Source organism: Methylosinus sp. Sm6 (assembly GCF_019802345.1).
Lineage (GTDB): Bacteria > Pseudomonadota > Alphaproteobacteria > Rhizobiales > Beijerinckiaceae > Methylosinus.
In genome coordinates this window covers 20806-46897 of the sequence record NZ_JAINDZ010000020.1, presented here as the reverse complement: position 1 = coordinate 46897, position 26092 = coordinate 20806, and the positions used below count along the sequence as shown (strand labels likewise).

Here is a 26092-nt window from a genome sequence, read left to right as displayed (position 1 = left end):
GCGAGGATAGGCATGACGGCGCCTGTCGCTCATGAAAGCGCGCATCGATGCGCAGGCGCGTTCTGTTCGAGAATGTAATGTTGGATTTGTACGCATGAGCAAGATATCGATCGGCACAGACGAAAAAGCGGCATTATGGCGACAGCGCCTGTTCGAGGCACAGGCCGCAATGACGCAGACCCTTCTGCAGCGTCATGCAAAACGAGACATCACTCCATGGGTCGAGGTGAGCGCCCAGATCTATTCCGATCTGCCGGCGCCTCATAGCACGAATATCGAGGGCTGGAAGCGAGCGTTCTTTCGAGCTCAGGCGCTCATCGAAAAATTCATCGTCGAACATTACGGTGCGGCCGAACTGGACATTTGGGCAGAAGCGACGGGCGATGTCGCTCGCGCGCTCGAGCCGGACGGTTATTTTATTCCCGCCGCCGCCGTCGATCGCCTCGCGCGGCACGCGGAACTCTACGGCTCGATCTACGAGATCGCGAACGAGGATCCGGATGTCGGCATTTTCACCAATACGCATTGCGCAATCTGGGATTACCGCGAACATGCGCGGGCTTCCGGCACTCCGATCACTCTGGAATCCGCTTGTACGTTTTGCACGAAGCTACTGTCCGCCCTCGTCCAGGCAAAAGGCTGTCATCCTCAATGGACCCTCTTCGAGAACGACGCCGGGCACGGCTGCGAATGGGCCATTCGCCCATTTCCGGCCTCCGCGCGGCTCGAGAATGGCGCCGCGAGCGTAGAGCTGTCGGCCGAAGTCGAGATCGATATCGCGATCGAACGAGAGAGGATAGCTGGCACGATCGTCGACCAGGCGAGCGCATTAGCTGGGTATGAGGAAGCCAGCGCGCTTCTCCAGCGTCGCGACGAAGATTGGGTGCTCGGACTCGCCGGTTTCTCTCCCCATAGCATAGCCGATCTCGGCTGCGGGATCGGGAGCCTGCTCGAAGCCGCGACGTCGCTCTGGCCGGACTTGCAGTCGGTGACCGGGCTGGAGAAATCCGCGATGCGCCTCAAGACGGCGAGGCGTCGGCTCGGCTTTCTTGGTGACCGGCTGACACTGATCGAAGGAGATCTGCTGGAAGCGCCGGCACTGAAGCATCCAGCCGAATTGATGACCATGACGGCGGTGCTGCACTGGTTGTATCCGCAGGAGGCGGACGCATTCCGGTGGATCAGCGAAAATCTTGCGCCAGGAGGGGTTCTTCTCCTGACGTCGCATCACCCCGACCACGACGATGAATGCCTCGGCGGGGAGGACGACATCGTGCGGCAGGCGCTTGCCAACATGGGCGTCTGCCGAACGGACACGGTCGCCGAAACATTCCGCGAGGCTGGCATTATTCCGCTTGGAACCCGCACCCGCGACATGTCCGCTCTTCGACGCCTGCTGGAGCGCTGTTTCGCGATCGACTCGGTTTCCGAGCGCCGGGCGGTGCTGCGTGTGCGAGATTCGGCCGAGTACCAGCGCTTTCACGCGGCGACGTTCGGCACCTACTATAGCGGGCTGGTCGGACCGGAGCGCGCCGCGGAGTTTTTCGCGGCGACGGGCGCCATCGCCGAACGACGAATGCGGGACGATGGATACGTCACGGACATAATGGTTCGAGTGTGGCGCTGCTCGAAGCGTCGGTCGGAGACATGAATTACTGATCGGCCATTCGGCTTCAATCTGTCCAGCGCCGGCGCTGCGGAGTGGTTCGATATCGTTTCAGACGCCACGGGAGAAAATGATGCGTCCAACTTCGCTAACAGAATTTTCTCTTTCGGCGACGGGAGTCCTCATCGTTTCGATCATCGGCGTCATGCTCGGCCCTACAGGCTTCATGCTCAATAGCTTCGGCCTGTTTATCCAGCCGATGAGCGATGAATTCGGTTGGGACCGCACGGAAGCGTCCTCGATGATTACGCTTTTCGGTCTGTCGGTGGCGCTCGGGAGTCCGGTCAAAGGCTGGTTGATGGATCGCTACGGGCTTCGCCCGATGTTGCTGTTGCTCACCTTCTTGCTAGCGTTGGCGATCTCGGCGCTCGCATCTGCGGAGAATGGTCTCGCCATTCGAAGCCTTTTCTGTTTCATCGGACTTCTAGCGCCTGGAAACCTGCCTTACGGCAAGATCATCGGGATGTGGTTCACACATCGGCGAGGCTTGGCATATGGATTGTTCGGGCTCGGCTTCGGCCTCGGCGGCGTCTTCAGCCTGGTCGTCGGCCGCTGGTGCGTCGATACGTTCGGATGGCGCCAGTCTTATCTGTTCTACGGCGGAGCGGAACTCGTCGTCGCCGCGCCTCTCATCTGGCTGCTGTTCCATGAACCTCGGCGCCCGTGGTCGACGGCCGACGACAGGCCTCTCCCCGACGCCCATTCGGGAGACACGCTGGTCGAAGCGTGGCTCTCTGCAAGGTTCTGGCTCGTCATCGGCAATCTCGTTTTGACCGTATTCGTGATGTCCGGTCTCATCACTCATGGCGTGCCCTTGTTGATCGAACGCGGACTGTCCAGAACTGACGCGGCTGCGACCTTCTCGATGCTTTGGATCGGGATGAGCCTCTCGCAGCCGGTCCTGGGGCATTTGCTCGATCGTTTCGACACACCGCGGATCGTCCTGCCGTTCGCGGCAGTCGCGCTCGCCGGCCTATTGCTGTTGCAGGCCGGGCCCGAAAACACGCTTTTGCCGCTCGCCATTCTGCTTGTCGGATTCGGCGGCGGCGGGGAGAGCGGCTCGACGCAATATTTTGTGAGCCGCTACTGTGGACTGAGGCGCTTCGGCGTCATTTATGGATCGATTCAGCCGTTCACTTTCGCGCTCTCGATCGGCCTCGGCTCCTATCTGCTCGGATATCTTTTCGATCAGCACGGCTCCTATGTCGCCGCCTTGTGGGCGCTCGACGCGGCACTCGTCGTCGCCATCGGCCTATTGCTGCTCCTCGGCCCATATCGCTACGAGCTGCGCCGTCCGATGGATGGCTGCGGGCCGTTTCCACAGCCAGCGCCAACCGATGTCGAACAGGTCGAAGTCGAGGGCGAGGGCGAGATGCGCCGGACCGACCACATGCGCGAACATCGGAGTTTGACGAGATGAATCCTAGCGTGTTCATCCTCGCGATTCTGGCCTTCGTAGTCGGAACCGCCGAATTGGTCATCGCCGGAATTCTCGACGGAATTTCCCGAGATCTTCAGATTTCGCTGGGATCGGCAGGCCTATTGATGACCGTTTACGCGCTGGTCTATGCGCTCGGCGCTCCAGTGCTGATATCGCTGACCTCGCATATCGAACGCCGCAAGCTGCTGGTCACGAGCCTTGTGGTGTTCGCCGGAGCCAATCTGCTCAGCGCGGCGAGCGGCAGCTTCCTGCTCCTGATGGCGTCGCGAATCATCGTTGCGTCCAGTTGTTCGATCATCGTCGTGCTGGCGATCACCTTGGCGGCGGCAATGGTCACGGAGGATCAGCGCGGCAGGGCCATCGGCATGATCTTTTCCGGCATCGTCGCTTCCCTGGTGCTGGGCGTTCCGCTGGGTACGCTGGTCGGCGTGCAGTGGGGTTGGCGAATGACCTTCTTCCTTTTGACGGCGGTGACGATTCTCATCATACCCGTCGTGCGGTCCAAACTGCGCCAGTTGCCCGGCGCGCCCGCTGCGCCTCTACGGAAGAAGATGGGAACGACGCTCGACAAAGAATCCGTGTTCGCCCATCTCGCTTCCCTCCTGCAGATGACAGGCCAGTTTACGATCTTTACCTATATCAGCCCCTTCCTGGCTCAAACCATGGACCTCGACCCTGTCACGATCAGTATGGTGCTACTGGTGTACGGCGTCGGTGGCATTTTCGGCGCGTGGCTGGGGGGGTGGTCGACCGACAAGCTCAGCGCGCAGAAAACTTTCCTGACTTTCTTGCCGTTGCATGCCATTGCCGTGCTCGCTCTTCCGGCCAGCACCATCTCATTGACCAGCCTGCTCGCGCTCATGATGTTGTGGTGCGTCTTCAATATGGCGCCCGGACCGGCGATCCAGAAATATCTGATCGAGCAAACCCCCTCGTCCGCATCGTTTCAGCTCGGCATCAACACCTCCGCCATTCAACTGGGCGTCGCTTTCGGATCGTTTATCGGGGCGGGGGTGATGGATCATTTCTCCCCGCAGACCAATGCCTATGTCGGGGGTGTCGTCATTCTCCTCGCAATGCTGTCCGGCTTGGCCTCCTCTCGGCTGCGGCAGTCGCGCATGAGCGGCGTCGCACCGTAGCAATGACGGTCTTCACTATCGATACACCGCCGGAAAAATAGCGGGGGAGCATCGAGCGGACTCCAGAGATCGCATTCGCTCCCTTGTCGGCGCGATTGCGCAAGAGCTCTTCCCACGTCCGCGGATGCGTGGTCGCCGTGACACGCGATCGATATTACCTTCGAAGTAATTGAGCGAAAAACGCCATTCGACGTAGCTTAATTCGACTTGAGTTCATTGAGCGTCGTATAGGGAGTAGGCGATGAGGTTACGAAAGACGTGGAGATTGACTTCGAGCAGCGCGCTAGCGACTGCGGCGATCATGCTGTTTCCGATCGGCGCTGTTGCGCAAGCCCCGACCGATTCCACGACGGTAGAGGATGTCGTCGTTACCTCGGCGACGAACGCCGACAATCAAGCGACCGCACTACAATCGAAGCCAGTCGCTGCGACCATCATAACCCGAGATCAAATTCGCGCAGCGCAAATCGACAATTTGGAGCAAGCGAGAAAGCTCGTGCCGAGCTTGGTTATAAAGCAGACGAGTCCTCAAAATCTCACTTACAACGTGCGTGGGATAGGCAATTCGGATGCGAGCGATCTCAGCAGCATTTTCAACGGGGTCCCGATCTATGTCGATGGGGTCTATTTCGCGCGTCCCGGGGCGTGGACGACGGATGTGCCGGATCTCGTCGGCATACAAGTCCTGAAAGGACCCCAATCGACGAAAGGAGGCTGGGATAGTACTGGCGGCGCCGTTCATATCAGCACCGCCATGCCATCCTTCGAGCCGGAGTCGAAGCTGGCGATTTCATATGGGACGTATAATCACGTCCAGCTCAAAGGAAGCCTGACCGGAGCGATCGCCGGCAGCGACAAAGCCGCGTTTCGCCTGTCTATCTACGGGGTCGACCGCGACGGATACAGTTCGAGCACGACGACCGGAAAGCGCTACAATGATTGGCATGACAAGGGGGTGCGGGCCCAATTGCTGTTGCAGCCGGACAATGACCTGACCGCTCGCGTCATTGTCGATTACTCTTACGCCAATACGGCCAACTCGTTATTTTTGCCCAATGGGGCCGTGACGCGATACGCGAATGGCGCGGCCTTTCCAAATAACTTTTTTGTTCGCGCCGCAAAGGTCGGCTATGCGCCCTCATCCTTCGATGCGCTCTCGCATTACGCCACCGACATTGCCGCACAGAGCTTCTACGAACGGGTCGACAGCTACGGCGGTTCCGCTGATATTCGCTACAATCTGAACGGATATCTGCTTTCCTCTCTAACGGCTTTTCGACAGTATGGGTTCAATCAAAATCAAACAGGAAACTCGCAAATCAATGTCGACACGCATAGGGTGCTCAATCCGGTGACGAGTGCTCAGTCCTTTCAAGAGGAGCTGAAAATATCCACCCCGCCCGGCGAGGCGATCGAGGCGACGGCAGGCCTATTCTACTATCGGGAGCAGTTTCGTCTGTGGTACTCGTTGGGTTACGGCAGCCAAGCGGGCGTTTGGTTCGGCAACCCGACCACCGTTGAACAAACTCTAGTCGACAAGACGGCGCTCGATTGGCTCAATCGGAACAGCTACGCAAATGTCCAGACCAACAGCATTGCAGCCTTTTCACACGCGACCTGGCATGTGACTCCCAATCTCGATATCAGCGCGGGCTTGCGCTATTCCTACACAGCGAAATCGGCGGCGGCCACTGGCCAAGTATATGGTCAATCACTGGATGGCCTTACCGCGAACCAGCAACTGCAGGCGGCGACCTTGCGAAGCAACCAGCTCGGTCCTCCCTATTACTATTACAGCGCGGCGACGCATGAGGGCCTTCCTTCGGGGCTGATATCCGTCGCATATAAATTTTCGCCCGACGTTCTGGGTTACGCCACCTATTCGCATGGCGTTCGTCCGGGCGGCCCGAACATCGCCTTTGCAGCCGCCAACTTGCCGGTCGGGGCGAAACCGACGGTGAAGGCGGAAGAACTCGACAATTTTGAGATTGGCATAAAGAGCGAGTTTTTCGATCAGCGGCTTCTCGCCAATCTGGCTGCATTTTGGATAGTCGACCGCAATTACATCACCAATGTCGCGGAATTGAGTTCATCGGGGGGTACCGCGACACGCTTTCTGTCGAATGCGAAGCGCGCAATTTCACGCGGCATCGAAGCAGATGTGCGGGCTCAGCCGATCGAAGGCTTGAACTTGTACGGCTCGGCGACCTTCAACGATGCTTATTTCGATTCCTTTAAATCTGCGCCGTGCCCCGTGGAGGTATCCAATCTCTATGTGACCTGTGATTTCACCGGCAAGCGCCTATCGATCGTTCCTCGCTGGTCGTTCTCCGTCGGCGGCGAATACAAGCGGCCTATCGGCGCGACACTTCCCCTTCTGGACAAGCCACTGCTCGGATTCGTCGGGGGCGATTTCAATTGGCAGAGCACGGTTTATTCGGAGACGAGCGATTCGATCTACAGCATCATTCACCCATACGGCATCCTCAATCTGCACGTCGGCGTCCAGAGCAACGACGAAGCCTGGAGGCTCGTCGGATGGATACATAACGCTCTCGATCAGAAATATTACACGAACCAGCAGTCTGCTCTGCAAGTGGGCGCAGGCCTCGTTTCGGGCACGGTTGGCGCGCCCTTGATGGCCGGCGTAACGCTCGCTGCAAAATGGTGATCCGATACTGTCGCGCGGAAGCGCTGCGTGCGCGCCTCGTCGATGAGCGCCGCCGCTTATGAAGAGCGATGTCGACCCGATCGATAGCCATCGAATTCTCTACCGACCATCGTCGGCGAGATCGCCGTGGGCGAGCAGCGCAACGGCTCGACCAGAGCGAGGAAGACGAACGAGATTTCGTCAAAATATTACCTCCGAGGTAATTGCTCAAAAGCAAAGTCAGATGTGAATATAGGTAAATAGTGGCTTTCGCAATGCGAGACAACACTCCGTCGTCACGAAGGATAGGGATTCATAGAGAATGTTGCACACGAGATGTGAGTGCGAATACCTCGCTGCTTTTTTCAACCAGAAAGGATGGATGAGCGTCTGCCTTCTGGCGCTCGGCGCGCCAATTGGCGCTCGAGCGGCCCCTTCAGCCAACGTTCATCCAGCGCCAGCGGAAGCCGCGGTCGAGGATGTCATTGTGACCGGCACGCGTGAATATGGGGTCAAGGCCAGACAAAGTTCTTCGCCTATTACGATTATAGGTTCGGAGAAGTTGAAAGAAACGGGTCAGACGAATATTTTGGATGCGCTGCTACGTCTTGCGCCGTCCTATAACGCCAACGCCGTCAATTTTGATTTGAGCGCTCTCGTCCGTTCGCCGCGTCTGCGTGGGCTCACGGCGAACCATGTTCTCGTCCTCGTCAACGGTAAGCGCCGGCATGGAACAGCCGTCATTTCCACCGGCGGCTTCCCAAAAGGTTCGGCCGGCGCCGATCTCGATCTGATCCCGGTCTCGGCTGTCGACCACATCGAAATCTTGGAGGACGGCGCGGCCGCTCAATACGGATCCGACGCGATCGCCGGCGTCGTCAACATCATCCTGAAGAATTCGCCCGATACGGGCGAAATCGACGCAGTCGTCGGTCGATATGGAAAGAGCTACAATCCCAATTCGCTCGGCGACGGCTTCACTCGAAATGTACAAATCGACAAAGGGTTCCATCTCGGCGAGCGCGGTTTCGTGCACCTGAGCGGGCAGTTGACGTCTCATTTGCACAGCAATCAGACCGGGTCGGATCAGAATGCGTTCCAGGATGGTCTGCGCGTCGGCCCCGGCACCCCTTATCCATGGATTGATCCGAATGTCGCCGCCGTCATCGGAGATCCTAAATATTTTCTGCCTCTGTTCGGCGTCAATTCGGGTTTCGAACTCGATAATGGAAATGAGCTCTACGCCTTTGGTACAGGCGGAACGCGCGTCGCCGAATCCTTCCAGAACTACCGAGCGCCAGACTTCAATGGGACATCCTCGAACGCCGTCATCTACCCCAATGGCTTTGTTCCGACGGAGAAGATAAGCGAGTATGACTGGTCGGGCACGATCGGTTCGAAGGGAGCCTTCCTCGGGGATGGGCGGTGGGACGTCAGCGTGACTTATGGCGGCGACACCGTTGACGTCAATCTGAACAACTCCGCCAACAGAACCTTGTTCAACGATACGCTCGCAACGACAGGCGCCGGTTGGACGCCGACGAGTTTCTATATCGGGCAGTATTCGAGCACTCAGCGGACCATCAACGTCGATTTCATCAAACCGTTTTCGCTGAGCATCGCGCCGGAGCCGATCAATATCGCTATCGGCGCGGAAAACAGGCGTGAAACCTATCAAATCAAGCAAGGCGACTTTTGGTCCTATTATTCGGCCGGCCCTGCCGCTTTCGCTGGAATTCGGCCAACCGACGCCGGCAGCCATGGTCGCGACGTCTATGCGGGCTATGTCGACGTGAGCACGAAGCTCCTCCCGAACTGGAAGGTCGATGTCGCCGGACGCTATGAAAACTACAGCGACTTCGGCGGCACGCTCAATGGCAAGCTCTCCACGCGCTTCGATTTCTCGCGGGAATTGGCTGTGCGCGGCACATTGAGCACTGGATTTCGCGCCCCCACATTGGCGGAGGAATATTTCTCGCAATCTGCAGTGTCGCCGACCTCGGCCTATGTGATCTTGCCGCCCAACTCGAATGCGGCGGCCATCGCCGGCGCACAGTCCTTGCGACCCGAAAAGTCGACGAATATCAGTGTGGGATTGGTGACCGAGATAACGCCGGGGTTGCATGGATCCGTCGACCTCTATCAGATCGACATCCGCGACCGCATCGTTTCGACGGGGGCCTTGACCGGCCCCACGGCGGTCGCCGCGATCGCGGCGAGCGGCAATGTCATCGATCCGACCGCCAATGCGACCGTGAGCTATTTCGTCAACGGCGCAGACACCCGCACGCGTGGAGTCGACATCAAAGCGGATTATGCCGTGGATTTCGACCAATATGGCGCATTTCGATTCGATTTCGCGGCAAGCTTCAACAGCACTAGCATTCTGCGCGTGAGCGAGGCGCCTGCAGCGTTCAATGGCGCGCCGCTCCTCGATCCGGTGGCGCGTTCGAACATCACTGATTGGGCGCCGCATACGAAGATCATTCTCGGCGCCACCTATCTGAAAGATGCATGGACCTTCTCATTGCGGCTGACTAGATACGGAACCGTTTCGGCGGTGTCGGCGACGCCGACGACGGATACGGCGCCCTACTATACGAATGTGATAACGCCGAAAGTCATTACCGACGCCGAAATCGGTTATGACTTCGGCGGCGGCCTGCACGCGGCGATCGGGGCGAATAATTTGTTCGCCGTTCGACCCAATGAGACGCTTTTGTCCACGCGGGTCTACAATGCGACGGTGTTCCCGACGTTCTCGCCCTTCGGCGTCAACGGAGGCTATTATTATGCCCGTATGGCTTACAAATTCTAGATGACCGTGCGGGCGATCAACAAGGAGCATTTCGCCATGACCATCGACATTCGTGGAGGGGTCCGCGCCGCTGCTCTTCCCGGCGACACTGCGTTCGACCGTCAGGCCGCGAGGACGCTTCCCGATCCGCGCAACCGCGATGTCAAGGCCGCCTTTGTTCAGGAAAAAGCGCGGCAAGAGGAAAGTGATGGTTTGGACAGCGCTTTGGTCACGATCTACAGCGCTTGGCCAGATCCGTGGCTCGTCGCCGGTTGGGCGCTGTCCGCGACGACGCGCCTGCGGATTACAGTAGCCCACCGTCCTGGAGTCACACAACCGACTGTCGCTGCGAGGTCTTTCGCTACCCTCGACAAGCTGTCGGGCGGACGCTCCGCCGTTCACATCGTCATCGGCTCGAGCGACGTCGATGTTCAGCGCGACGGCGACTTCTCTCCAAAGGCCGAACGATATGAACGCGCGGCAGAATATCTCGATGTCTTTACCAAGGCTCTGGAATCCGCGGAGCCTTTCGATTACGAGGGAAAATATTATCGCGTGCGGGACGCTTGGGTGGGTTTCCGTCCGTTTCAGCAGCCTCGTCCACCCATATCCATCGGTGGATCATCCGAGGCCGCTATGCATCTCGCCGCACGATATGCGGATATCTACGCCACCTCCTTTCCAACTGTCGAGGAGACGAGAAACATTGTCGACCGCGTCGGCGGAATTGCGTCGCAACACGGTCGGCGTCTAAGATATTGGAAATATTTCAAGGTGGTGCTCGGAGAGACAGATACGGGCGCACGACAGATCGCCGACAGGCTTCGCCGCAGGGCGGAAGAATTATTGAGCTGCCGCCCGCTCGCCGAAATCGCGGCGTCAGCTCAAACGGCGAGAAACCGGGAGAGCGACGAGCGCCTCGCGACGGGCGCTTTCGATCTGCGCGCTCTGGCGCTCGACGATTTTCGCCGCGCATTCGACAATCTCCTCGTCGGCTCTGTCGGCAGCGTCGCCAATCAGATTGTCGCGTTCCATCGCGCGGGCGTCGATATCGCGCAGATCGAAGCGTCGACCGAGACCGAGCAGGATACAGCGCTACGCCGGGAACTCATCGCGGAGGTGAGAAGATTGGCTTGATTGGACCGATTGCGATCATCATCGGTTGCAAGTTCGCGAGCTGCTTTCGGCCGCGACAGCGGCCGATCGGACGATTCTCATGAAAGGCCTTCGAATGTCGACATCCGCCGTAAACATCCGATCTGCGATCGCGGCAACGAACACGCGGGTCGAAGCGCGTGCAGCGTTGGACGAGCGCTATCGCGTGCCTTGCGCGGAGCCGGAGCAGTGGAATCCGACGCTCTCGGTTCTACTCGGGCATCGTTCCGTCCGCGCATTTCTCCCGCGATCAGTAGAACCATGGGCTCTGCAGGCGGCAATCGCCGCAGCCCAATCGGCCTCGTCCTCGCTCAACCTGCAATTGTGGAGCGTGGTCGCAGTCGAGGACCCGGCGAGAAAGGCGCGCCTCTGTCTCGGCGTCGCCGACCAGAGGTGGATACGTGAAGCTCCGCTGTATCTGATATGGTCCGCTGATTTGTCGCGGCATCGACGCGTTGCCGAAAGGATCTCCGCGCACGGCGACGATCTCGACCCCGATAATCTGGACCCCTTGGCCACGGCCTTGGTCGATGTCTCTCTCGCCGCTCAGAATGCCGCCGTCGCCTTCGAATCGCTCGGCCTCGGCTTGTGCTACATCGGCGCCGTACGACTTTATCAGCAGGAATTGCGCGATGAGTTGGCGCTTCCGTCGCATGTGGTTCCGATCTTCGGCATGTGCGTCGGTTATCCGGATCCCGATCGTCCCACGGGAGTAAAACCACGATTGCCGCAGGATGCAGTCCTTCACAAAGAGCGTTATGACGCCGCCGCCGATGCGGTTCTCGTCGAGAGCTACGACGCCCGCATGGCCGATTTCCAGGGAGAGCAGAGACTAAAACAGGTGGTCTGGAGCGACTATTCGTTGCGCCGGCTCTTCAATTTGCATACCCGAGACGGGCGAGAGGCGTATAATGCGGCCCTTCGCAATTTGAACCTGGCGCGGTGAACGAGCATATCCACGATTGGACGGCGGTTCGGCTGGCGCAGGCATTGCATCGGCGCGAATTGCGCGTGATCGATGTCGTCGAGCACATGCTCGACCGCATCACTGCGCGAGATTCCGTTTTGCGCAGCTATGTCACCGTGTCCGCGTCGCTGGCGCGGCGACAAGCCTGCCGTGCGGATGCGGAGCTGGAGGCGGGTCGGATCAGAAGCCCGCTGCACGGTGTGCCGATTGCCGTCAAGGATTCTCTCGCGACAAGGGGCGTCGCCACATCGAACGGCGCTGCGCGACTGACCGACCACTATCCGATCCGCGACGCCGCGGTCGTGACGCGTCTCGACGACTCCGGCCTCGTAATGCTCGGCAAGCTCAACCTTCCGGAAGGAGCTTTCGGTCTGCATGATCCCATCATCGGGGCGCCGCGTAATCCCTGGCATATGGACTACTGGCCGGGCGCCTCGTCCAGCGGCTCCGGTGTCGCGACGGCGGCCGGCCTCTGCTTCGCCGCCGTCGGAACGGATAGCGGCGGCTCGATACGTCATCCGAGCGCCGCAAACAATTTGTTCGGCTTGAAGCCGACCGCAGGCCTCGTCGACACGACGGGCGTTTTTCCACTCGCGCCGTCGCTCGACCATGTCGGTCCGATGGCGCGCTCTCCAGCGGATCTCGAAGCGCTGTTCATGGCGCTTGCGGGAGCCGCGCGTAGGAGCGTCGAAGTCGACGAGCCTGATGGAGGCGCGCTGCGCGTCGGCGTCGATCGAATTTGGAGCGAGGAGGCAGTGGACCCGCTCATTTCGCGAGCCATGAGGGAGACCGAGTGCCGCCTCGTCGATCTCGGAATGAAGCTGGAGCCGATTCATCTGCCTGCTTGGCGCGAATGCGCAGAACTCTGGATGATCCTCTGCGCTCGGGAAGCGGTGGGTGTCCACGCAGGGCTGGAAACACCGGTTTCGCCGAGTCTGCGGCGATTGCTCGCCTTCGGCGCGACGGCCGATGCCGATAGGGTCGAGGCGGCGGTTATCCAGCGAAAGCGCCTCGCGTCCGCAATCGAGGATGTGTTCGTCGGCGTCGATCTGATCTTGTCGCCGGTTCAATGCTTTGCGCCGCCGCGAATCGACCGGCTGACAGCGGTGGAGCCAGACGACAGGCTACCCATATCGCCCACCGATATCGGCTTCACCTGTCTGTTCAACCTCACGGGACATCCGGCCTTGGCGATGCCCGCCGGCTTTACCGAGGAGGGATTGCCGGTGGGCTGCCAATTGGTCGCGCCGAAGGGGAGGGAGCGGCTGCTCTTCCATGTGGCGAGGACCTTCGACAAAATAGCTGGATTTTCGCTGCGTCGCCCGCAACTCAAGTCCGTCGATCAATTCTTGAACGCATAATCGCGGAGCGCTTGCTCGGCGCGATTGTCGGCCGGATAATAGAGTTTGACGCGCAGGCCGGACGGGCGGTCGCGTCCATCGCCCTGGAGCGGCATCACGACATTGACCAGATTCGCCTCCATCGGTCCCATTCGCATCTTGACGGGCACAAAAGGCGTGATGTCGTCGCCACGCCGCTCGAACTCCGGGCCGCAGATGAGGCCGCGAGAGCGCGCGTCGATCTCGATCCGCGACAACCACGCGCGTCGTTGCGAATCGGGGTCCAGCGATACCTCTCGTTTCACGCGAGACAGTTCGGATGAGATCGTCTCGCGCCATGACAAGACCCGCGAGAGATAATAGTCGGAGCCGATCATCGCCTCGATCGAATTGACCCTTGGTTCAGGCAACAGAGTGTATGCTTGCTCGGAGACGATACGGCCGCGACTGAGCGCCTCGATAAACACGCCGTAAGGACGGTTAATCATGACGATGCGCCAGAATCGATCTAGCACGACGGCCGGAAAGGGCTCGGCGCTCCGCAAGATGAGCGACATCCCGGAGAGCGTCGAGGAGCAAATATCGTCGAAATACGGATTTTGGCGCGGCGCGAAACCAGCCGCGACATAGAAATCCCTCTTGTCGTCTTCCGACACCGCCAGAGTTTCGACGAGCGTCGCCAACATCGCCCTGCTGGGTCTCGATCGACCCGTCTCGAGAAAGCTGAGATGCTTGGGAGAAACCTCCGCCATCATGGCCAGCGCGAGCTGACTATATCCTCTCTCCTTACGCGCACGCGCCAATATCCGTCCGAAGCCCTTCACGTCATCGGCAATGTCACGGACCTTTTGCATCGCTGTCGACCTCATCTTACTATGGGCCAGCAATGGCTTATATAACAAGCGTCTGCATATGTCTATATAGTTTATATGAATTATAGATATATATGCGTGCGTGTCTCGACGGCATGAAGTCGCCGGTCCGGCGCAACGCTTCGGCCACCACGAGCACGGCCGTGGCTTCGGACGCTTCGTAAAACTTGCGGCTCGTGCGCGCCGAACAGGCGGCGAGCACTGCGTCGTCTTTGGCGGCCAATCGCTCGACCCGGGCATAACCGTCGACATGCAGAACGCCGTTGATGCCTTCAGAATGCGCGACCGGCCGTTCACCGCTGATCAGGCCCAGGCGATTTCGAGACCCCTCGGACAAACTAATGGCTGTTCTCGCAGCTGCGACAATGCGGCCTATAATGCGGCGCCACGCTGCTACGAGGATTATCGTGACGGGCCGTTCATTGCCATCCGAGACCGTCGCCTATGTAGCCGCGCTCCTCCCTCTGATCGAGGAAAATGACAGCCCTCGATCCGCCGTTCTCTCGGCCTCCGGGCTGTCGTTCTGGACAAGGCTCCGCAGTTCATCGAGCAGAACGACAGCCGACGCGTCGCCAATCGTCCGGCGCCAATTCGGACGACAACCGACACGACAGCTGTTGCCGCCACGTGCGATCTGCCCGCTATCGCGCCACGCTCCGACGGCTTGTTCGTCGACACTTCTTCGACAAAGACCACCATCTGCGTGGTGGCGAGCAAAGACGGTGAGATCGTCTTGGAGACGGCCGTTCCGACCGATCCCGGCGTGATCGCCGCGGCGCTCGAACCCTATCTGCCGCGTCTGGAACGGATCGGCCATGAAGTCGGCTCGGTGGCGCCCTGGCTGCACTGCGAATTGGCAGCGCTCGGCCTCTGCCCGTGGTGCTTCTGGAACGCCGACAGGCGGCCGCCGCTTTGAAGATTCAGCGCAACAAGACTGACCGGAGCGACGCCCACGGGCTCGCGCAGCTGGTGCGCACTGGCTGGTTCCTGCCGGTTCATGTCAAGAGCGTGGAGAGCCATCGGCTGCTATTGTTGCTGACGCATCGGCGCACGCTGAAACGCAAGCTTCCCGACATAGAGAATGAAGTTCGTCAGTCGCTGAAAGTGTTCGGTTTGATGCTGGGTCCGCGCGTTCAGCGTAGCTCGTTCGAGACGCGTGCGCGAGCTCGTGGCGCATCACCGGCTCATTGCCGGCGTGACGGAGTGCATGCTGCGCGCCTGGTCGACGCTGTGGAGCGAATACAAGCGGCTGCACACGCTGCTCGTCCAGTTGGTCGGCTGCGACGAGTTCTGCCGCCGCTTCATGGCGATTCCGGGCGTCGATCCGATGACGGTGCCGTCGTTCAAAGCGGCGGTCGACGATCCGACCCGCTTCGCCAAATCCAAGACCGTCGGCGCGCATTTCGGACTGACGTAGCGCCGAATTCAGAGCGGCGATACGATCGATATCGACGGCCATATCTCCAAATGCGGCGACGGCGAAGAGCGCACGGCGCTCTACGAAGCGGCCACAGCGCCATGCTCGTGCGCTCGAAGAAATGGTGCGCCGTGAAGGCGTGGGGCGTCAAGATCGCGGTGAAGCGCGGCCACAAGCGCGCCGTCGTCGCGGTGGCGCGCAAGCTCGCCGTCATCATGCATCGGATGTGGATCGACGACGGCGCGTTCCGCATCTCGGCGCAGGAAGAGTTCTCGGGCTCGCCGAAAAGAGGAGCGAAGAGGACGCTGGCGATCGCGTCGTGAGCGCGCCAGCGGAGTCGATCGAAGCGCTCAGGAACGACGACACGACGACGAATTGACGGCGCGGCGCCGACACGAGTTCCGCCATTCGGCGGGAGAGAACCTGGCGGATCGAAGCGGATGCGGAGAGCGCGATATCTTGCCGGCGGCGACACCTCCTCGGAGGCCGACAGCGCGCCCGACTGCTTGTGGCGCCGAGATCCAGACGCAAAAATGTGCGCCCGCTCGACACGCGAGACCGAGCACGAACGACTATATGGCCGCTAGGCGCTTCGCAGCGCATCCCGACGTAGGCTGTCGCATCGAGGAAAGGAAACGGATACGATCCAAAGACGAAGACACACGTGGGGAAGAAGTGAACATGACGACGCTCGATTAGGAGGGCGAGTAAGTATCCCCCGGCAAAGCCGGGGGCTTTATGATGTGAGCCGCTCATAGCGGCTACGGGGTCGCTGACGCGGCCCCGATTGGTCCTGGCCGCCTATAGGCGGCCGCGTCTCGTCATCGCCAAAGGTTCAACTGTTCCAGACGCGCATCTTCGAGTTCCTGGTTGCGGATATATTCCCGGATCACCTGTTCGTCCCGACCTACGGTCGAGACGAAATATCCGCGCGCCCAAAAATGCTGCCCCACGAAATTGCGCTTCCGCTCCGCGTAAACCCGCGCCAGATGGATCGCGCTCTTGCCTTTGATGTATCCCACCACCTGGGACACCGCGTATTTCGGCGGGATCGCGATCATCATGTGCACGTGGTCGGGCATCAAATGCCCCTCCTCGATCCGGCTCTCCTTCTGCGCGGCCAGTTTCTTGAACTTCCCCGAGGTGACGCCGCAGTTCGCCATACAGCGCCTTCCTGCCGCATTTGGGAATAAACACAACGTGATATTTGCAGTCCCACCGCGTGTGACTTAAGCTTTCATACGTCGGATTTCCTCATCGTGTGCTTGGCGGCTCACGACTGGAAATTTCGACGGTGGACTGCTGAAAACGTCAAACTCATACTGCCACCCCGGCAAAGCCGGGGGAACTCCCTTACGGTTTAGGAGGGCAAGATAAAGCGAACTGACGTTCGCGCCTCGCTGCGCTCGTAATTTGTTGTCTGCACATTGGTTTTTGCAGGCTACAAATGCGCAGGCATGATACGGCGCGATGTGCGGCGGTTTTCGCCAGAGTCGAATTCGTTCATATTTGCAGCATGATAGAGACACGCGTTCGAGAGGTGCGACGTGGCATGCCTCGCCGTTTCTACGCTACAGCCGGCATTTTTGCGCTCGCCTGCGATCGGAGTTCGCAGGCCATTGCGCAGAGCGATTTCGGCGCCGATCATCTCGGAATGGCGAGCGACGACAGAGACGATTTCCACACTCGACCCGGCCGATCCCGAACCGGCGGAAGGAGCGTCAGTCCGCGCTCGCTTTCCTTCGTCCGGCAGGTCGAGATCGCCGTCCGAAAGGCCGGCGGCGATCCCGGCCGGATCGGCCTGGGTCCGGCGTCGGCGGACGGCCGGAAAGGAGAAAGAAGCGGCCGGTTCAACGCGCGGGGACGAGGCGCGAAGGTGGCGGCGTCGTTGCCGAGAGACGGCGGCGGTTGGCAACGCGACTCCGCCGGACGGTTTCGATCGCGTCGCGTCGTCGTCAAGGCGCGCGTCGTGAAGCTCAATCCACAACGCGGCTCTCATAGTGCTAAGATGCGCGGCGCGATGAGCAAGGCCGTCGATGCCCATCTCCACTATCTCGAACGCGATGGCGTCACCCGCGACGGCGAGAAAGGCCACGCCTATTCGGCGATCGAGAATGAGGCGGACGGCCGCGCCTTTGTCGAGCGCGGACGCGACGATCGTCATCAGTTCCGCTTCATCGTCGCGCTGGAGGATTCCGTCGACATGGCCGATCTACGCGGCTTCACCCGCGACCTCATGCGGCAGGTGGAGAAGGACCTCGACACAGGTCTCGACTGGATCGCCGTCGACCATCACAACACCGGCCATCCTCACACCCATATCATCGTCCGGGGTGTGCTCGACGACGGCCGTATCCTCAATATCGCCGGCGACTATATCGCTCACAGCGTTCGTCACCGGGCGAGCGAACTCGTCACGCTGGAGCTCGGCCACCTGAGCGAGATCGAGCTTCAGACGAAGCTCGCGAACGAAGTTGCGGCGGAGCGGCTGACGCGGCTCGACAAGATGTTGCTCGCCGAGCAGCGCGAACACGGCGTCATTGATCTCAGGCTCGGGGAAGGCGCCTCCTATCTTGTCCGAGAAAACCGGGCGCTGCTGCTCGGTCGCGCGCGGCGTCTGGAGCGCTACGGGCTCGCTGCCGAACTCGAGACGGGACGATGGACCATTTCCGACCGTGCCGAGCCGATGCTGAAAGAATTGGGAGCGCGCAACGAAGCGATCGAGACCATCCGTAGGGCGCTGGCCGGTCACGGTCTGGCGGACGAGCGCGGCGTCGGGCAATATGCTTGCCACGGGGAGACCGGAAAGGAGCAGATCATCGGCCGGGTGCTGGCCAAAGGCCTGGCCGGCGACGAGATGAGTGAGCGCGTCTACCTCGTCGTCGACGGCGTCGACGGACGAGTCCATCACATGGAGTTCGCCGATCCGACCCGCATCGAGGAGGTCGGCCGCGGCATGATCGTCGAAGCCGCGCCCGCCGTTTCCGGTCAGAGGCCCGCCGACCGCAACATCGCCATCGTCGCGGAGGACGGCGGCGTCTACCGGCCGAGCGCTCATCTCGAACGCATTCGCGCGAGCTTCGAGCGGCAGGGCAAGGACCCGGAGGCATTCGTTCGCTTCCATGTCCGCCGGCTGGAGGCGCTGCGCCGGGCTGGGCACGTCGAACGCGTCGACGCGGACCATTGGCGCGTCCCGAAGGATATCGTCGAGCGCGGCCAAAGTTATGATTTGGCCCAGGGTGGCGACGGACTCCGCGTGCGCACGCTCTCGACCTTCGAGCTCGAACGGCAGATCGCGAGCGACGGAGCGACGTGGCTCGACCGCGAACTCGTCGCCGACAAGCAGAGTCCGATAGTAGAAGCAGGCTTCGGTCGGGACGTGAAGAATGCGCTCCACCGGCGCGCCGAGCGGCTGGTGGAAATGGGCCTTGCGACGGACAATAGAAAATCCATCTCCATCCCACGCGGCGCCATCGCGACGCTGGAGCGGCGGGAGGTGGAACGCGTCGGCCGTCAGATGGCGGTCGAGCGCGGGCTATCGTATTCGCCGAGCGGGCCGGGCGAATATGTGTCGGGGCGGCTGGCTGGCGTCGCCAATCTGGCCAGCGGGCGCTTCGCGATGATCGAGGACGGCCTCGGCTTCCAGCTCGTGCCTTGGCAGCCCGTTCTCGAAAAGCGCATCGGCCAATATCTCAGCGGCGTTTACCGTGACGGCGGCGGCATCGAGTGGGACCTCGGCCGGAAACGCGGGCTGGGGCTATGATGAAAACTCGAGCCCCGTGGAGGCCCGGCCGCGACCCGAGCCGATGCAAAAGGTCGGGATTGTCGAAACGCGACGGCTCGTGGTAGGTTACATGTAACCAATAGGAGACTGATCATGGCCTCGGTCGCGAAGCCCAAGCCCTCCCGCGTCAAGGTGCGCGATCATCGCGAGCGCCTGCGCGCCCAAGGGCTGCGCCCTATACAGATTTGGGTGCCGGACGTGCGCGCCGCTTCCTTCCGGGCAGAGGCGCATCGGCAGTCGCTCGCCGTCGCTATGAGCCCCCATTCTCTCGATGACCAATCGTTCATCGATGCGGCATCGGTCATCGACATCGATGACAACGGTAACGAATGAGACGCGGCGACATCTGGACCGTTGCCGGCGGCAAGGACTACGCAGGCAAGCCGCGCCCTGTGGTCATCCTACAGGATGACAGTTTCGACGCGACGGACTCCATCACTATTTGCGCTTTCACGACAGACGAGACGGACGCGCCTCTGTTCCGTCTGCCCGTGGCGCCGAATGAGCGCAACGGATTGCGCGTGCCCTGCCGCTTGATGGCGGACAAGGTCACCACCGTTCCGAAATCGAAGATCGGCGCACAGGTCGGGCGCTTGGACGAAGAGGACATTTTGCGTCTCAACCAAGCGGTGCTCGTCTTCCTCGGACTCGCCGTGTCGCCGAGACCTCGGCGAGCGCGGCGATCATGAGTCGGCCGTCATCCGTCTCTCCGATGGCGATGCGTAGGAAAGCGCATCACGGCGTAAAATTAGGCCATTCTTGCTCGAGACCGAGCGCGCGATCCTGCCGGGATGTCGCGAGCGCGTGCAAATCCTCTCGATCCTCGTTGCGGCGGCGCCGATCGCAGCGTCGTGTCGGCGCGAATTCACGCTCGGTCGAACATCGATCGAGAGGCGCAACGAGAACTCGAAGCTTGGACTGTCACCGATGATTGGCCCGAAGATGTCCCGGTCACGTGCCCCGAGGTCGATGTAATCGAGGCGTGGCTCGGCGACTTGTTCGACCAACGAATCGGACCACGTCGATGAAGGGGCAAGGAAACGAAGATCGCCCACTTGCTGCCGGTCGACGGCGATCCCTCTACTTCTTCAGCCGCACGCCGGCGCCGCCGCCATTCTCGGGAATGAATTCCACGCCTGCATTCTCCAAGGCGATGCGAATAGCGTTCAGGTTTGCCGCGGTGGTCGACGGCTGCCCGTCTTCGCCCTCGGCTCGTCGCACGGTGGCGATGCCGACTTTTGCGGCAGACGCCAAGTCTTCGGCAGTCCAACGAACGAGGGCGCGCGCCGCCCGTATTTGCGCTCCAGTGATCATATACCGCTCATATGATATATTGTTGATCTCCGCGGCGGGCGTGATATGATTCCACTCGCATGGCGTTCTGGCTATCACATCGCCCGAGCAACTGGAACCAGCCTCGAGCCGTGTGCGCCGCGCGCCTGTGCGGCCGGACGACGTGTGTCGACACCTCGCCCGGCCTGACCACAACCCGGCTTATGAGGAGCTCGGATCATGGCTGCCCCCGAGACTACCACGAGTGCGTCTTCCCTCACCCGAAGGACTTTGTTGGTTGCGAGCGTCGGCGCCGTCGCGCCGGCGCCATTCAAGGGAATGGCGAGCGCCGACTCGACTCATACGATGATCGTCGACCCGGCAACATCCCTGTGGACGCGATGGAAGACCGCCCAGTACCTCACCGAGGTTCTCTGCCAGAAGCAGCAGAGCTTGGAAACCCGATTGATGCAGTTGATCCGCGCGTCAGACGGCGTCGACGATGCCGAAGGCGCCGAGGCGGGCTGCGCCATCGAGGAGGAAATCTATCGGGCGCGCTGGGCCGCCGCCGATTTGGCTGTCGGCTACTCCGAAGCGAAAAAAGACGAAGAGCGAGCCGCGGATATAGCGAGAGATCTCGCCGATGCGCTGGCGGCCACGCCGGCGTCGACCGTCGAAGGCGTCGCGGCCAAGCTCCACGCTGTGCTCCGTGAGGGCGAATGGTGCGAGAACTGCCCCGAATTTCCCTGGCCGCAGGTCCGTTCGGCGCTGACCGACTTGGTCCGTATCAGTCGCCTCGATTCGTTTCCGAAGTTTTGAAGCGGGCCGTGTGACGGCGAGATTGCCGATCGCACAATTTTCGAGCCGCGGTCTCCGCGGCTCGTCTTGCTTCTCATTACGGGACGATCCTTGGGCGATTCGATTGTCGCTGGCGCAGCCGAAATTCCGGTGACGCCTGCGAATCTCGGGAATAGACTCGGCCGATCGATCGGACTCGTGCCACGAATTTGATGACGACGGGAGTTTTCCCCATGCCCGATTGCACCCGCGCCGCGCTGTATCTCCGGGTTTCCACAACGCGGCAAGCGGAGGTCGACCTGTCGATCCCCGACCGGCAGGCGCAGACGAGTGCCTATTGCGCACGCCATAGTTGGCGCATCGTCGCCGAATATGTCGAACCCGGCGCTTCCGCCATGGACGACCATCGTCCCGAATTTCGGCGCATGATCGAGCGCGCTTGCGACGACGATCATCCGATCGACGTCATCGTGGTTCATTCGTTCTCTCGCTTCTTCCGCGACGCCTTCGGCCTGGAAATGTATGTGCGCAGGCTCGCCAAGTACAATGTGCGGCTCGTCTCCATCACCCAGGAGCTCGGCGACGACCCGGCGCAAGTGATGATGCGCCAGGTCATCGCGCTGTTCGACGAATATCAGAGCCGTGAGAATGGCAAGCATGTCTTGCGCGCGATGAAGGAGAACGCCCGCCAGGGATTCTACAACGGCTCACGCCTGCCGCTCGGCTATGCGCTCGCCGAAGTGGAGAAGCGCGGACACAGGACCAAGAAAAAGCTCGTCGTCGATCCTGTCGAGGCCGAGACCGTGCGGACGATCTACCGCTTGTATCTCGAAGGCGAGGCCGGCAAGGGGCCGATGGGCGTCAAGGAGGTGACGAAGACGCTCAATGGGCGCGGGCTGAGAACGCGACTCGGCGCGCGCTTCGGCGTCGCGTCGGTCCACAAGGTCTTGACCAATCCGGTCTATGCGGGCCGGTGGCGCTTCAACAAGCGCGAGGCCAAAACCGGGAGAGCCAAGGCCGAAAATGAAGTAATAGAGATCGCCGTTCCGCCGATCATCGAAACGGCAGTGTTCGACAAGGCCCAGGCGAGCCTGAAAGCCCGTGACCCGCGCGTCCTGCCGCCCCGCGTCGTGACTGGCCCCATCCTCCTCACGGGGCTCGCCGTCTGCGCCACTTGCGGCGGCGCGATGACGCTGCGCACCGGGACCTCGAAAAGCGGCAAGGTGCATCGCTATTACAGCTGCTCCACGGCCGCCCGCGTCGGCAAGACCGGCTGCAAGGGGCGCTCGATCCCGATGGACCGGCTCGACGGACTTGTCACGACCCATCTCGCCGACCGGCTGTTCGGCCCGAACCGGCTGGCCGGCATCTTGACCTCCCTGGCCCAGAAGCGCGCCGCCGGCGACGACGAGGTCCGCAGCCGAGTGGGCGCCCTCCAAGCGGAAATCGCCCAGTCCGAGGACAAGCTGAAGCGCCTCTATAGAATGGTCGAGAATGGCGTCACCGAAATGGACGATCTTCTTCGTGATCGCCTCGCCGCGCTCAAATCGGAGCGGGAGCGGGCGAAAGCCGCGCTGCACCGGATCAAAGCCCAGTCCGCGCCGTCAATCGTAATCGAACCGGACCAGCTCGAGCGATTCGGGACGTTCATGCGCGAAAAGATCACAGTCGGCGAAACTTCGTTCCGCCGAGCCTATTTGCGGGCGGTCGTCGAAGCCGTCGAGGTCGACGACCACGTCATCCGCATTCACGGCTCGAAATCCAGCCTCGAACAGGCCGTCGTCGCCGGAGAACAAGTCGGCAAGGGTGTTCGCAGTTTTATACGCAAATGGCGCTCCCTAGGGGACTCGAACCCCTGTTTTCGCCGTGAGAGGGCGACGTCCTGGGCCACTAGACGAAGGGAGCGGACGAGCGCGTCTATAGACCGCAAACTTCGGCCCGGCAAGAGTCGGCGCCAAAAAAGAAAACGTCATCGATCAGATTGACAGCGCCGAGGGCTCCGTGTACCCACCGCGCTGACCGGGGCTGTAGCTCAGATGGGAGAGCGCTGCAATCGCACTGCAGAGGTCGGGGGTTCGAATCCCCCCAGCTCCACCAGGCAAGTCGCCGACGGTCGAGAGCGCCGACGGCGCCGCTTCCCAGGCACACTGCTCATCAGCATATTCGGCGCCGAGAGGCTTTTTGCGCGATTCGGCTGCAGCTCACAGGAAGCAAGGTCGGCGCGACTCCCGAGGACGGATGCGACCGGCCCGCGCCGTCCTCGACGCTGACGCCACAAGCCCTTGTCGCGCTTGATGAATTTTGGAGCGGGCGAAGGGAATCGAACCCTCGACATACAGCTTGGGAAGCTGTCGTTCTACCACTGAACTACGCCCGCTCATGGCGCGAACCGCGCAGTTTTATAGGATTTTTCCTCGGCCGGAGCAAGGCGGCAGGCGGCGAATTCGATCTCGGCTGCGCGAGGGCGCGGCGCGTCGATTTCGCCGTTCGCCGGATGAAACACCGCCGTCGCCCACCGCGCCATGGGCCCCGGCGTGAGCGCGCAAAAATGGACAATTCGTTTAGAATTGAACGCTTCCACGGCGATTTTTCGTGACGACCGCGACCTCGTTCCCTCTTGCGGGACGCTGGCTTTGTGTCACACTTCCTTCGTCCTTCTGTCGTGAAGACGAAACCAAAGGAGGCGCCACTATGTCGCTACAGGGTCATCTCGTCGAACTGGAACGCCGTCACGAAGCGCTCAAGAAAGAAATCGAGCAGGAGCTGAACCACCGCCGGCGCGACGAGATCAGGATCCACGAGCTCAAGCGTAAGAAGCTCCAGCTCAAGGACGCGATCGCCAAGCTGCGGCACGGCGCGACATTGCATTGACGACGCTCGGCTTCGACCGAAAAAGCGCCCGAGGCGGAGAGCGATCTCCGCCTTTTTTTGTCGCCGGGCCCAAATGATCGCGCGAGGCGCCGCGATTGCTTCCTCGGCCCATCCCGCCGAGGATCCGTCCACAGGCCCCTCCCCTCCCCAGCGAAAGAGGCGCTCCTCATGCCGCTCTCCCCGCGCTATCGCCCCGCGCCTCTGCATTCGACCCTGGGCGAAGGCTTGTTCGACCTCGTCCAGCCGGCGCGCTTTCCCAGTCACATCCTGCGGTATCGCAACCAGCGCGCCGCCGCCCGCGTCGGGCTCGACACGCTCACCGACGCGGAATGGATCGCCCATTTCGGCCAATTCGAACCGCTGCCGGAGAATTTCCCCGAGCCGCTGGCGCTGCGGTATCACGGCCATCAGTTCCACATGTACAATCCCGAGATCGGCGACGGGCGCGGCTTTCTGTTCGCGCAATTGCGCGACGCCGAGGACGGACGCCTGCTCGATCTCGGCACCAAGGGCAGCGGACGCACGCCCTGGTCGCGGCAGGGGGATGGAAAGCTGACGCTCAAGGGCGGCCTGCGCGAAATCCTGGCGACGGAGATGCTGGAGGCGCTGGGCGTCGACACCTCCAAGACCTTCAGCCTGATCGAGACCGGCGAGCAGCTCTATCGCGGCGACGAGCCCTCTCCCACGCGCTCGGCCGTGCTGGTGCGGCTCTCCCATTCCCACATCCGCATCGGCACGTTTCAGCGCCTCGCTTTCCTCGACGATCAGGCGGCCATCGCGCGTCTCGTCGACCATTGCGTCGCCCATTATTTCCCGGAGCTCGCCGACAAGCCGGCGGAGAGCCGCGCCGGGGATTTCCTGGAGCGCGTCGCCGCGCGCGTGGCGCGGCTCGGCGCGCGCTATATGGCCGCCGGCTTCGTCCATGGCGTGCTCAATTCCGATAATATCAACATCACCGGCGAGAGCTTCGACTATGGTCCCTGGCGCTTCGCGCCGCGCTATGATCCGCAATTCACCGCCGCTTATTTCGACGACAGCGGGCTCTATGCCTTCGGCCGCCAGCCGGGCGCGCTCGGCTGGAATTTGACGCGGCTCGCCGAGACCTTGCTGCCGCTCGCCGGCCTCCCGCGGACACAGGCGATCCTCGGCGAATACCAGCCGATCATCCAGCGCGAGTTCCAGCTCGCTCTCCTCGATCGCCTCGGCCTCGCGCCGGCGGCCGAACCCGAGGCGGAGGCGGCGCTGGCCAAGAGCCTTCTCGAATTCCTCGGCAAATCGCAGGCGGATTTCGAGCAGACCTTCTTCGATTGGCGCGGCGGCCTCGCCAGCCGCGAGCGCGCCGCCCGCAGCCCGCAAGCCGCGCTCTACGACGCGCCGGAGTTCGGCCCGCTGAGGGAAGCCCTCGCCGCTCACGAGACCGCGCCGACCGCCGCTCTCGACCACGCCTATTTCCGGCGCGAGACGCCTTGCACCATGCTGATCGAGGAGGTGGAGGCGATCTGGACGCCGGTCGCCGCCGCCGACGATTGGAGCGCGCTCGACGCCAAGCTCGCCGATATCGCCTCGATGCGAGAGGCCTATGGCTATGGCGCGCCGTGATATGGCTTGAACAGGAGGCCCGCGCCGAGCGATAATCGAGGCGCAGCGACTCGGCCGCCGCCGGGGAGCGGGTCCGGTCAGTGGTGGCGAATGGTCGATAGGCTCAGCGAAGTCGAACGCGCGGCGATCCAGACGGAGTTGGAGCGCCTGCGCCTGGAGCACCACGACCTCGAAGCGGCGATCGACGCGCTGATCGCCGTCGGCGCCGCGGATCAGCTGCAGATCCAAAGGCTCAAGAAGCGCAAATTGCTGCTGCGCGACCGCCTGGTCTTTCTCGAGGATCAGCTCACGCCCGATATCATCGCCTGACAGCGCCGAGCCGAT

20 protein-coding genes, 3 tRNA genes and 3 pseudogenes are annotated in these 26092 nt (G+C 61.4%); 18 read left to right on the top strand and 8 right to left on the bottom strand.

All coding sequences use genetic code 11. The features are described 5' to 3' along the window. The first annotated feature begins 94 nt into the window (after nucleotides 1–94). The 8 genes from K3F48_RS14275 to K3F48_RS14240 all read left to right on the top strand — a co-directional run bounded on the left by K3F48_RS14275 (nucleotide 95) and on the right by K3F48_RS14240 (nucleotide 13176). Nucleotides 95–1651, top strand: coding sequence for a trans-aconitate 2-methyltransferase (locus K3F48_RS14275; RefSeq protein ID WP_222576104.1), 1557 nt, complete (start codon nucleotides 95–97; stop codon nucleotides 1649–1651). An 85-nt stretch (nucleotides 1652–1736) separates the two neighbouring features. Continuing rightward, the gene (locus K3F48_RS14270; protein ID WP_222576103.1) at nucleotides 1737–3086 is read left to right on the top strand and encodes an MFS transporter; all 1350 of its coding nucleotides are present in this window, start codon (nucleotides 1737–1739) and stop codon (nucleotides 3084–3086) included. Further along, on the top strand, nucleotides 3083–4246 hold the full coding sequence (locus K3F48_RS14265; RefSeq protein ID WP_222576102.1) for an MFS transporter: 1164 nt from the start codon (nucleotides 3083–3085) through the stop codon (nucleotides 4244–4246). Before K3F48_RS14270 ends, K3F48_RS14265 begins: the two co-directional genes overlap by 4 nt. 301 nt (nucleotides 4247–4547) lie before the next feature. Next, on the top strand, nucleotides 4548–6917 hold the full coding sequence (locus tag K3F48_RS14260) for a TonB-dependent receptor (protein WP_222576101.1): 2370 nt from the start codon (nucleotides 4548–4550) through the stop codon (nucleotides 6915–6917). 301 nt (nucleotides 6918–7218) lie between these two features. Continuing rightward, entirely contained in the window at nucleotides 7219–9714 is a 2496-nt protein-coding gene (locus K3F48_RS14255; protein ID WP_222576100.1) for a TonB-dependent siderophore receptor, read from the top strand. A gap of 36 nt (nucleotides 9715–9750) precedes the next feature. Then, nucleotides 9751–10830: an LLM class flavin-dependent oxidoreductase gene (locus K3F48_RS14250; protein WP_222576099.1), complete on the top strand. Its 1080-nt coding sequence runs from the start codon at nucleotides 9751–9753 to the stop codon at nucleotides 10828–10830. A gap of 79 nt (nucleotides 10831–10909) precedes the next feature. After that, nucleotides 10910–11794 (top strand): nitroreductase family protein, encoded by an 885-nt coding sequence (locus K3F48_RS14245; RefSeq protein WP_370631424.1) that lies wholly within the window; start codon nucleotides 10910–10912, stop codon nucleotides 11792–11794. Beyond that, nucleotides 11791–13176 (top strand): amidase, encoded by a 1386-nt coding sequence (locus K3F48_RS14240; protein ID WP_222576097.1) that lies wholly within the window; start codon nucleotides 11791–11793, stop codon nucleotides 13174–13176. Before K3F48_RS14245 ends, K3F48_RS14240 begins: the two co-directional genes overlap by 4 nt. On the opposite strand, the gene K3F48_RS14235 is transcribed toward K3F48_RS14240, so the two are convergent. Both K3F48_RS14235 and K3F48_RS24925 read right to left on the bottom strand, forming a co-directional pair. Then, nucleotides 13158–14009 (bottom strand): helix-turn-helix domain-containing protein, encoded by an 852-nt coding sequence (locus K3F48_RS14235; protein WP_222576096.1) that lies wholly within the window; start codon nucleotides 14007–14009, stop codon nucleotides 13158–13160. The two genes, K3F48_RS14240 and K3F48_RS14235, sit on opposite strands and share 19 nt — an antisense overlap. 37 nt (nucleotides 14010–14046) lie before the next feature. Beyond that, entirely contained in the window at nucleotides 14047–14364 is a 318-nt protein-coding gene (locus tag K3F48_RS24925) for a transposase (protein ID WP_222576095.1), read from the bottom strand. 327 nt (nucleotides 14365–14691) lie between these two features. Here K3F48_RS24925 and K3F48_RS24920 point away from each other — a divergent pair. After that, nucleotides 14692–15767, top strand: a pseudogene (locus K3F48_RS24920) (IS110 family transposase). 498 nt (nucleotides 15768–16265) lie between these two features. Here K3F48_RS24920 and tnpA read toward each other — a convergent pair. Beyond that, nucleotides 16266–16641 (bottom strand): annotated as a pseudogene (tnpA, locus tag K3F48_RS14220) (IS200/IS605 family transposase). 244 nt (nucleotides 16642–16885) lie between these two features. Next, nucleotides 16886–17488 (bottom strand): hypothetical protein, encoded by a 603-nt coding sequence (locus tag K3F48_RS24360; protein WP_255609030.1) that lies wholly within the window; start codon nucleotides 17486–17488, stop codon nucleotides 16886–16888. Here K3F48_RS24360 and K3F48_RS14215 point away from each other — a divergent pair. The 3 genes from K3F48_RS14215 to K3F48_RS14205 all read left to right on the top strand — a co-directional run bounded on the left by K3F48_RS14215 (nucleotide 17465) and on the right by K3F48_RS14205 (nucleotide 19917). Continuing rightward, nucleotides 17465–19207, top strand: coding sequence for a DUF3363 domain-containing protein (locus K3F48_RS14215; protein ID WP_255609028.1), 1743 nt, complete (start codon nucleotides 17465–17467; stop codon nucleotides 19205–19207). The two genes, K3F48_RS24360 and K3F48_RS14215, sit on opposite strands and share 24 nt — an antisense overlap. Before the next feature lie 114 nt (nucleotides 19208–19321). Continuing rightward, nucleotides 19322–19561 (top strand): antitoxin MazE family protein, encoded by a 240-nt coding sequence (locus K3F48_RS14210; protein ID WP_222576094.1) that lies wholly within the window; start codon nucleotides 19322–19324, stop codon nucleotides 19559–19561. Continuing rightward, nucleotides 19558–19917, top strand: coding sequence for a type II toxin-antitoxin system PemK/MazF family toxin (locus K3F48_RS14205; RefSeq protein ID WP_222576093.1), 360 nt, complete (start codon nucleotides 19558–19560; stop codon nucleotides 19915–19917). The genes K3F48_RS14210 and K3F48_RS14205 overlap by 4 nt, the downstream gene beginning before the upstream one ends. Nucleotides 19918–20308: 391 nt before the next feature. Here K3F48_RS14205 and K3F48_RS14200 read toward each other — a convergent pair whose 3' ends face one another. Continuing rightward, nucleotides 20309–20542, bottom strand: coding sequence for a transcriptional regulator (locus K3F48_RS14200; RefSeq protein WP_222576092.1), 234 nt, complete (start codon nucleotides 20540–20542; stop codon nucleotides 20309–20311). Between the two features lie 198 nt (nucleotides 20543–20740). Between K3F48_RS14200 and K3F48_RS14195 the strand changes: the two genes are divergently transcribed. Next, entirely contained in the window at nucleotides 20741–21319 is a 579-nt protein-coding gene (locus tag K3F48_RS14195) for a hypothetical protein (RefSeq protein WP_222576091.1), read from the top strand. A gap of 191 nt (nucleotides 21320–21510) precedes the next feature. Next, a pseudogene (locus tag K3F48_RS24915) lies at nucleotides 21511–22569 on the top strand (recombinase family protein); the annotation flags it as partial. A 333-nt stretch (nucleotides 22570–22902) separates the two neighbouring features. Here K3F48_RS24915 and K3F48_RS24910 read toward each other — a convergent pair. Further along, a complete protein-coding gene (locus K3F48_RS24910) occupies nucleotides 22903–23049 on the bottom strand; it encodes a hypothetical protein (RefSeq protein ID WP_370631423.1) in 147 nt (48 codons plus the stop codon). A 78-nt stretch (nucleotides 23050–23127) separates the two neighbouring features. Then, nucleotides 23128–23203: transfer RNA gene (locus K3F48_RS14185), tRNA-Glu, on the bottom strand. 116 nt (nucleotides 23204–23319) lie between these two features. Between K3F48_RS14185 and K3F48_RS14180 the strand changes: the two genes are divergently transcribed. Further along, a tRNA-Ala gene (locus K3F48_RS14180) sits at nucleotides 23320–23395 on the top strand. A gap of 205 nt (nucleotides 23396–23600) precedes the next feature. On the opposite strand, the gene K3F48_RS14175 is transcribed toward K3F48_RS14180, so the two are convergent. Beyond that, nucleotides 23601–23675: transfer RNA gene (locus K3F48_RS14175), tRNA-Gly, on the bottom strand. A 314-nt stretch (nucleotides 23676–23989) separates the two neighbouring features. On the opposite strand from K3F48_RS14175, the gene K3F48_RS14170 reads away from it, so the two are divergent. The 3 genes from K3F48_RS14170 (at nucleotide 23990) to K3F48_RS14160 (ending at nucleotide 26077) form a co-directional block, all read left to right on the top strand. Beyond that, on the top strand, nucleotides 23990–24169 hold the full coding sequence (locus K3F48_RS14170) for a YdcH family protein (RefSeq protein WP_222576129.1): 180 nt from the start codon (nucleotides 23990–23992) through the stop codon (nucleotides 24167–24169). A gap of 168 nt (nucleotides 24170–24337) precedes the next feature. Beyond that, the gene (locus tag K3F48_RS14165; protein ID WP_222576090.1) at nucleotides 24338–25768 is read left to right on the top strand and encodes a protein adenylyltransferase SelO; all 1431 of its coding nucleotides are present in this window, start codon (nucleotides 24338–24340) and stop codon (nucleotides 25766–25768) included. Nucleotides 25769–25858: 90 nt separating this feature from the next. Further along, nucleotides 25859–26077, top strand: coding sequence for a YdcH family protein (locus K3F48_RS14160; protein WP_222576089.1), 219 nt, complete (start codon nucleotides 25859–25861; stop codon nucleotides 26075–26077). Nucleotides 26078–26092 lie beyond the last annotated feature (15 nt).

What these genes read in the sequence shown, in the direction of transcription:
- K3F48_RS14250 (WP_222576099.1), top strand. Translation starts at nt 9,751, where the DNA reads ATGACCATCGACATTCGTGGAGGGGTCCGCGCCGCTGCTCTTCCCGGC.
- K3F48_RS14210 (WP_222576094.1), top strand. Translation starts at nt 19,322, where the DNA reads ATGGCCTCGGTCGCGAAGCCCAAGCCCTCCCGCGTCAAGGTGCGCGAT.
- K3F48_RS24360 (WP_255609030.1), bottom strand. Translation starts at nt 17,488, where the DNA reads ATGGGCATCGACGGCCTTGCTCATCGCGCCGCGCATCTTAGCACTATG.
- K3F48_RS14205 (WP_222576093.1), top strand. Translation starts at nt 19,558, where the DNA reads ATGAGACGCGGCGACATCTGGACCGTTGCCGGCGGCAAGGACTACGCA.
- K3F48_RS14215 (WP_255609028.1), top strand. Translation starts at nt 17,465, where the DNA reads ATGAGCAAGGCCGTCGATGCCCATCTCCACTATCTCGAACGCGATGGC.
- K3F48_RS14265 (WP_222576102.1), top strand. Translation starts at nt 3,083, where the DNA reads ATGAATCCTAGCGTGTTCATCCTCGCGATTCTGGCCTTCGTAGTCGGA.
- K3F48_RS14170 (WP_222576129.1), top strand. Translation starts at nt 23,990, where the DNA reads ATGTCGCTACAGGGTCATCTCGTCGAACTGGAACGCCGTCACGAAGCG.
- K3F48_RS14275 (WP_222576104.1), top strand. Translation starts at nt 95, where the DNA reads ATGAGCAAGATATCGATCGGCACAGACGAAAAAGCGGCATTATGGCGA.
- K3F48_RS14245 (WP_370631424.1), top strand. Translation starts at nt 10,910, where the DNA reads ATGAAAGGCCTTCGAATGTCGACATCCGCCGTAAACATCCGATCTGCG.
- K3F48_RS14165 (WP_222576090.1), top strand. Translation starts at nt 24,338, where the DNA reads ATGCCGCTCTCCCCGCGCTATCGCCCCGCGCCTCTGCATTCGACCCTG.
- K3F48_RS14270 (WP_222576103.1), top strand. Translation starts at nt 1,737, where the DNA reads ATGATGCGTCCAACTTCGCTAACAGAATTTTCTCTTTCGGCGACGGGA.
- K3F48_RS14255 (WP_222576100.1), top strand. Translation starts at nt 7,219, where the DNA reads ATGTTGCACACGAGATGTGAGTGCGAATACCTCGCTGCTTTTTTCAAC.
- K3F48_RS14260 (WP_222576101.1), top strand. Translation starts at nt 4,548, where the DNA reads ATGCTGTTTCCGATCGGCGCTGTTGCGCAAGCCCCGACCGATTCCACG.
- K3F48_RS14200 (WP_222576092.1), bottom strand. Translation starts at nt 20,542, where the DNA reads ATGATCACTGGAGCGCAAATACGGGCGGCGCGCGCCCTCGTTCGTTGG.
- K3F48_RS14195 (WP_222576091.1), top strand. Translation starts at nt 20,741, where the DNA reads ATGGCTGCCCCCGAGACTACCACGAGTGCGTCTTCCCTCACCCGAAGG.
- K3F48_RS14235 (WP_222576096.1), bottom strand. Translation starts at nt 14,009, where the DNA reads ATGCAAAAGGTCCGTGACATTGCCGATGACGTGAAGGGCTTCGGACGG.
- K3F48_RS14160 (WP_222576089.1), top strand. Translation starts at nt 25,859, where the DNA reads ATGGTCGATAGGCTCAGCGAAGTCGAACGCGCGGCGATCCAGACGGAG.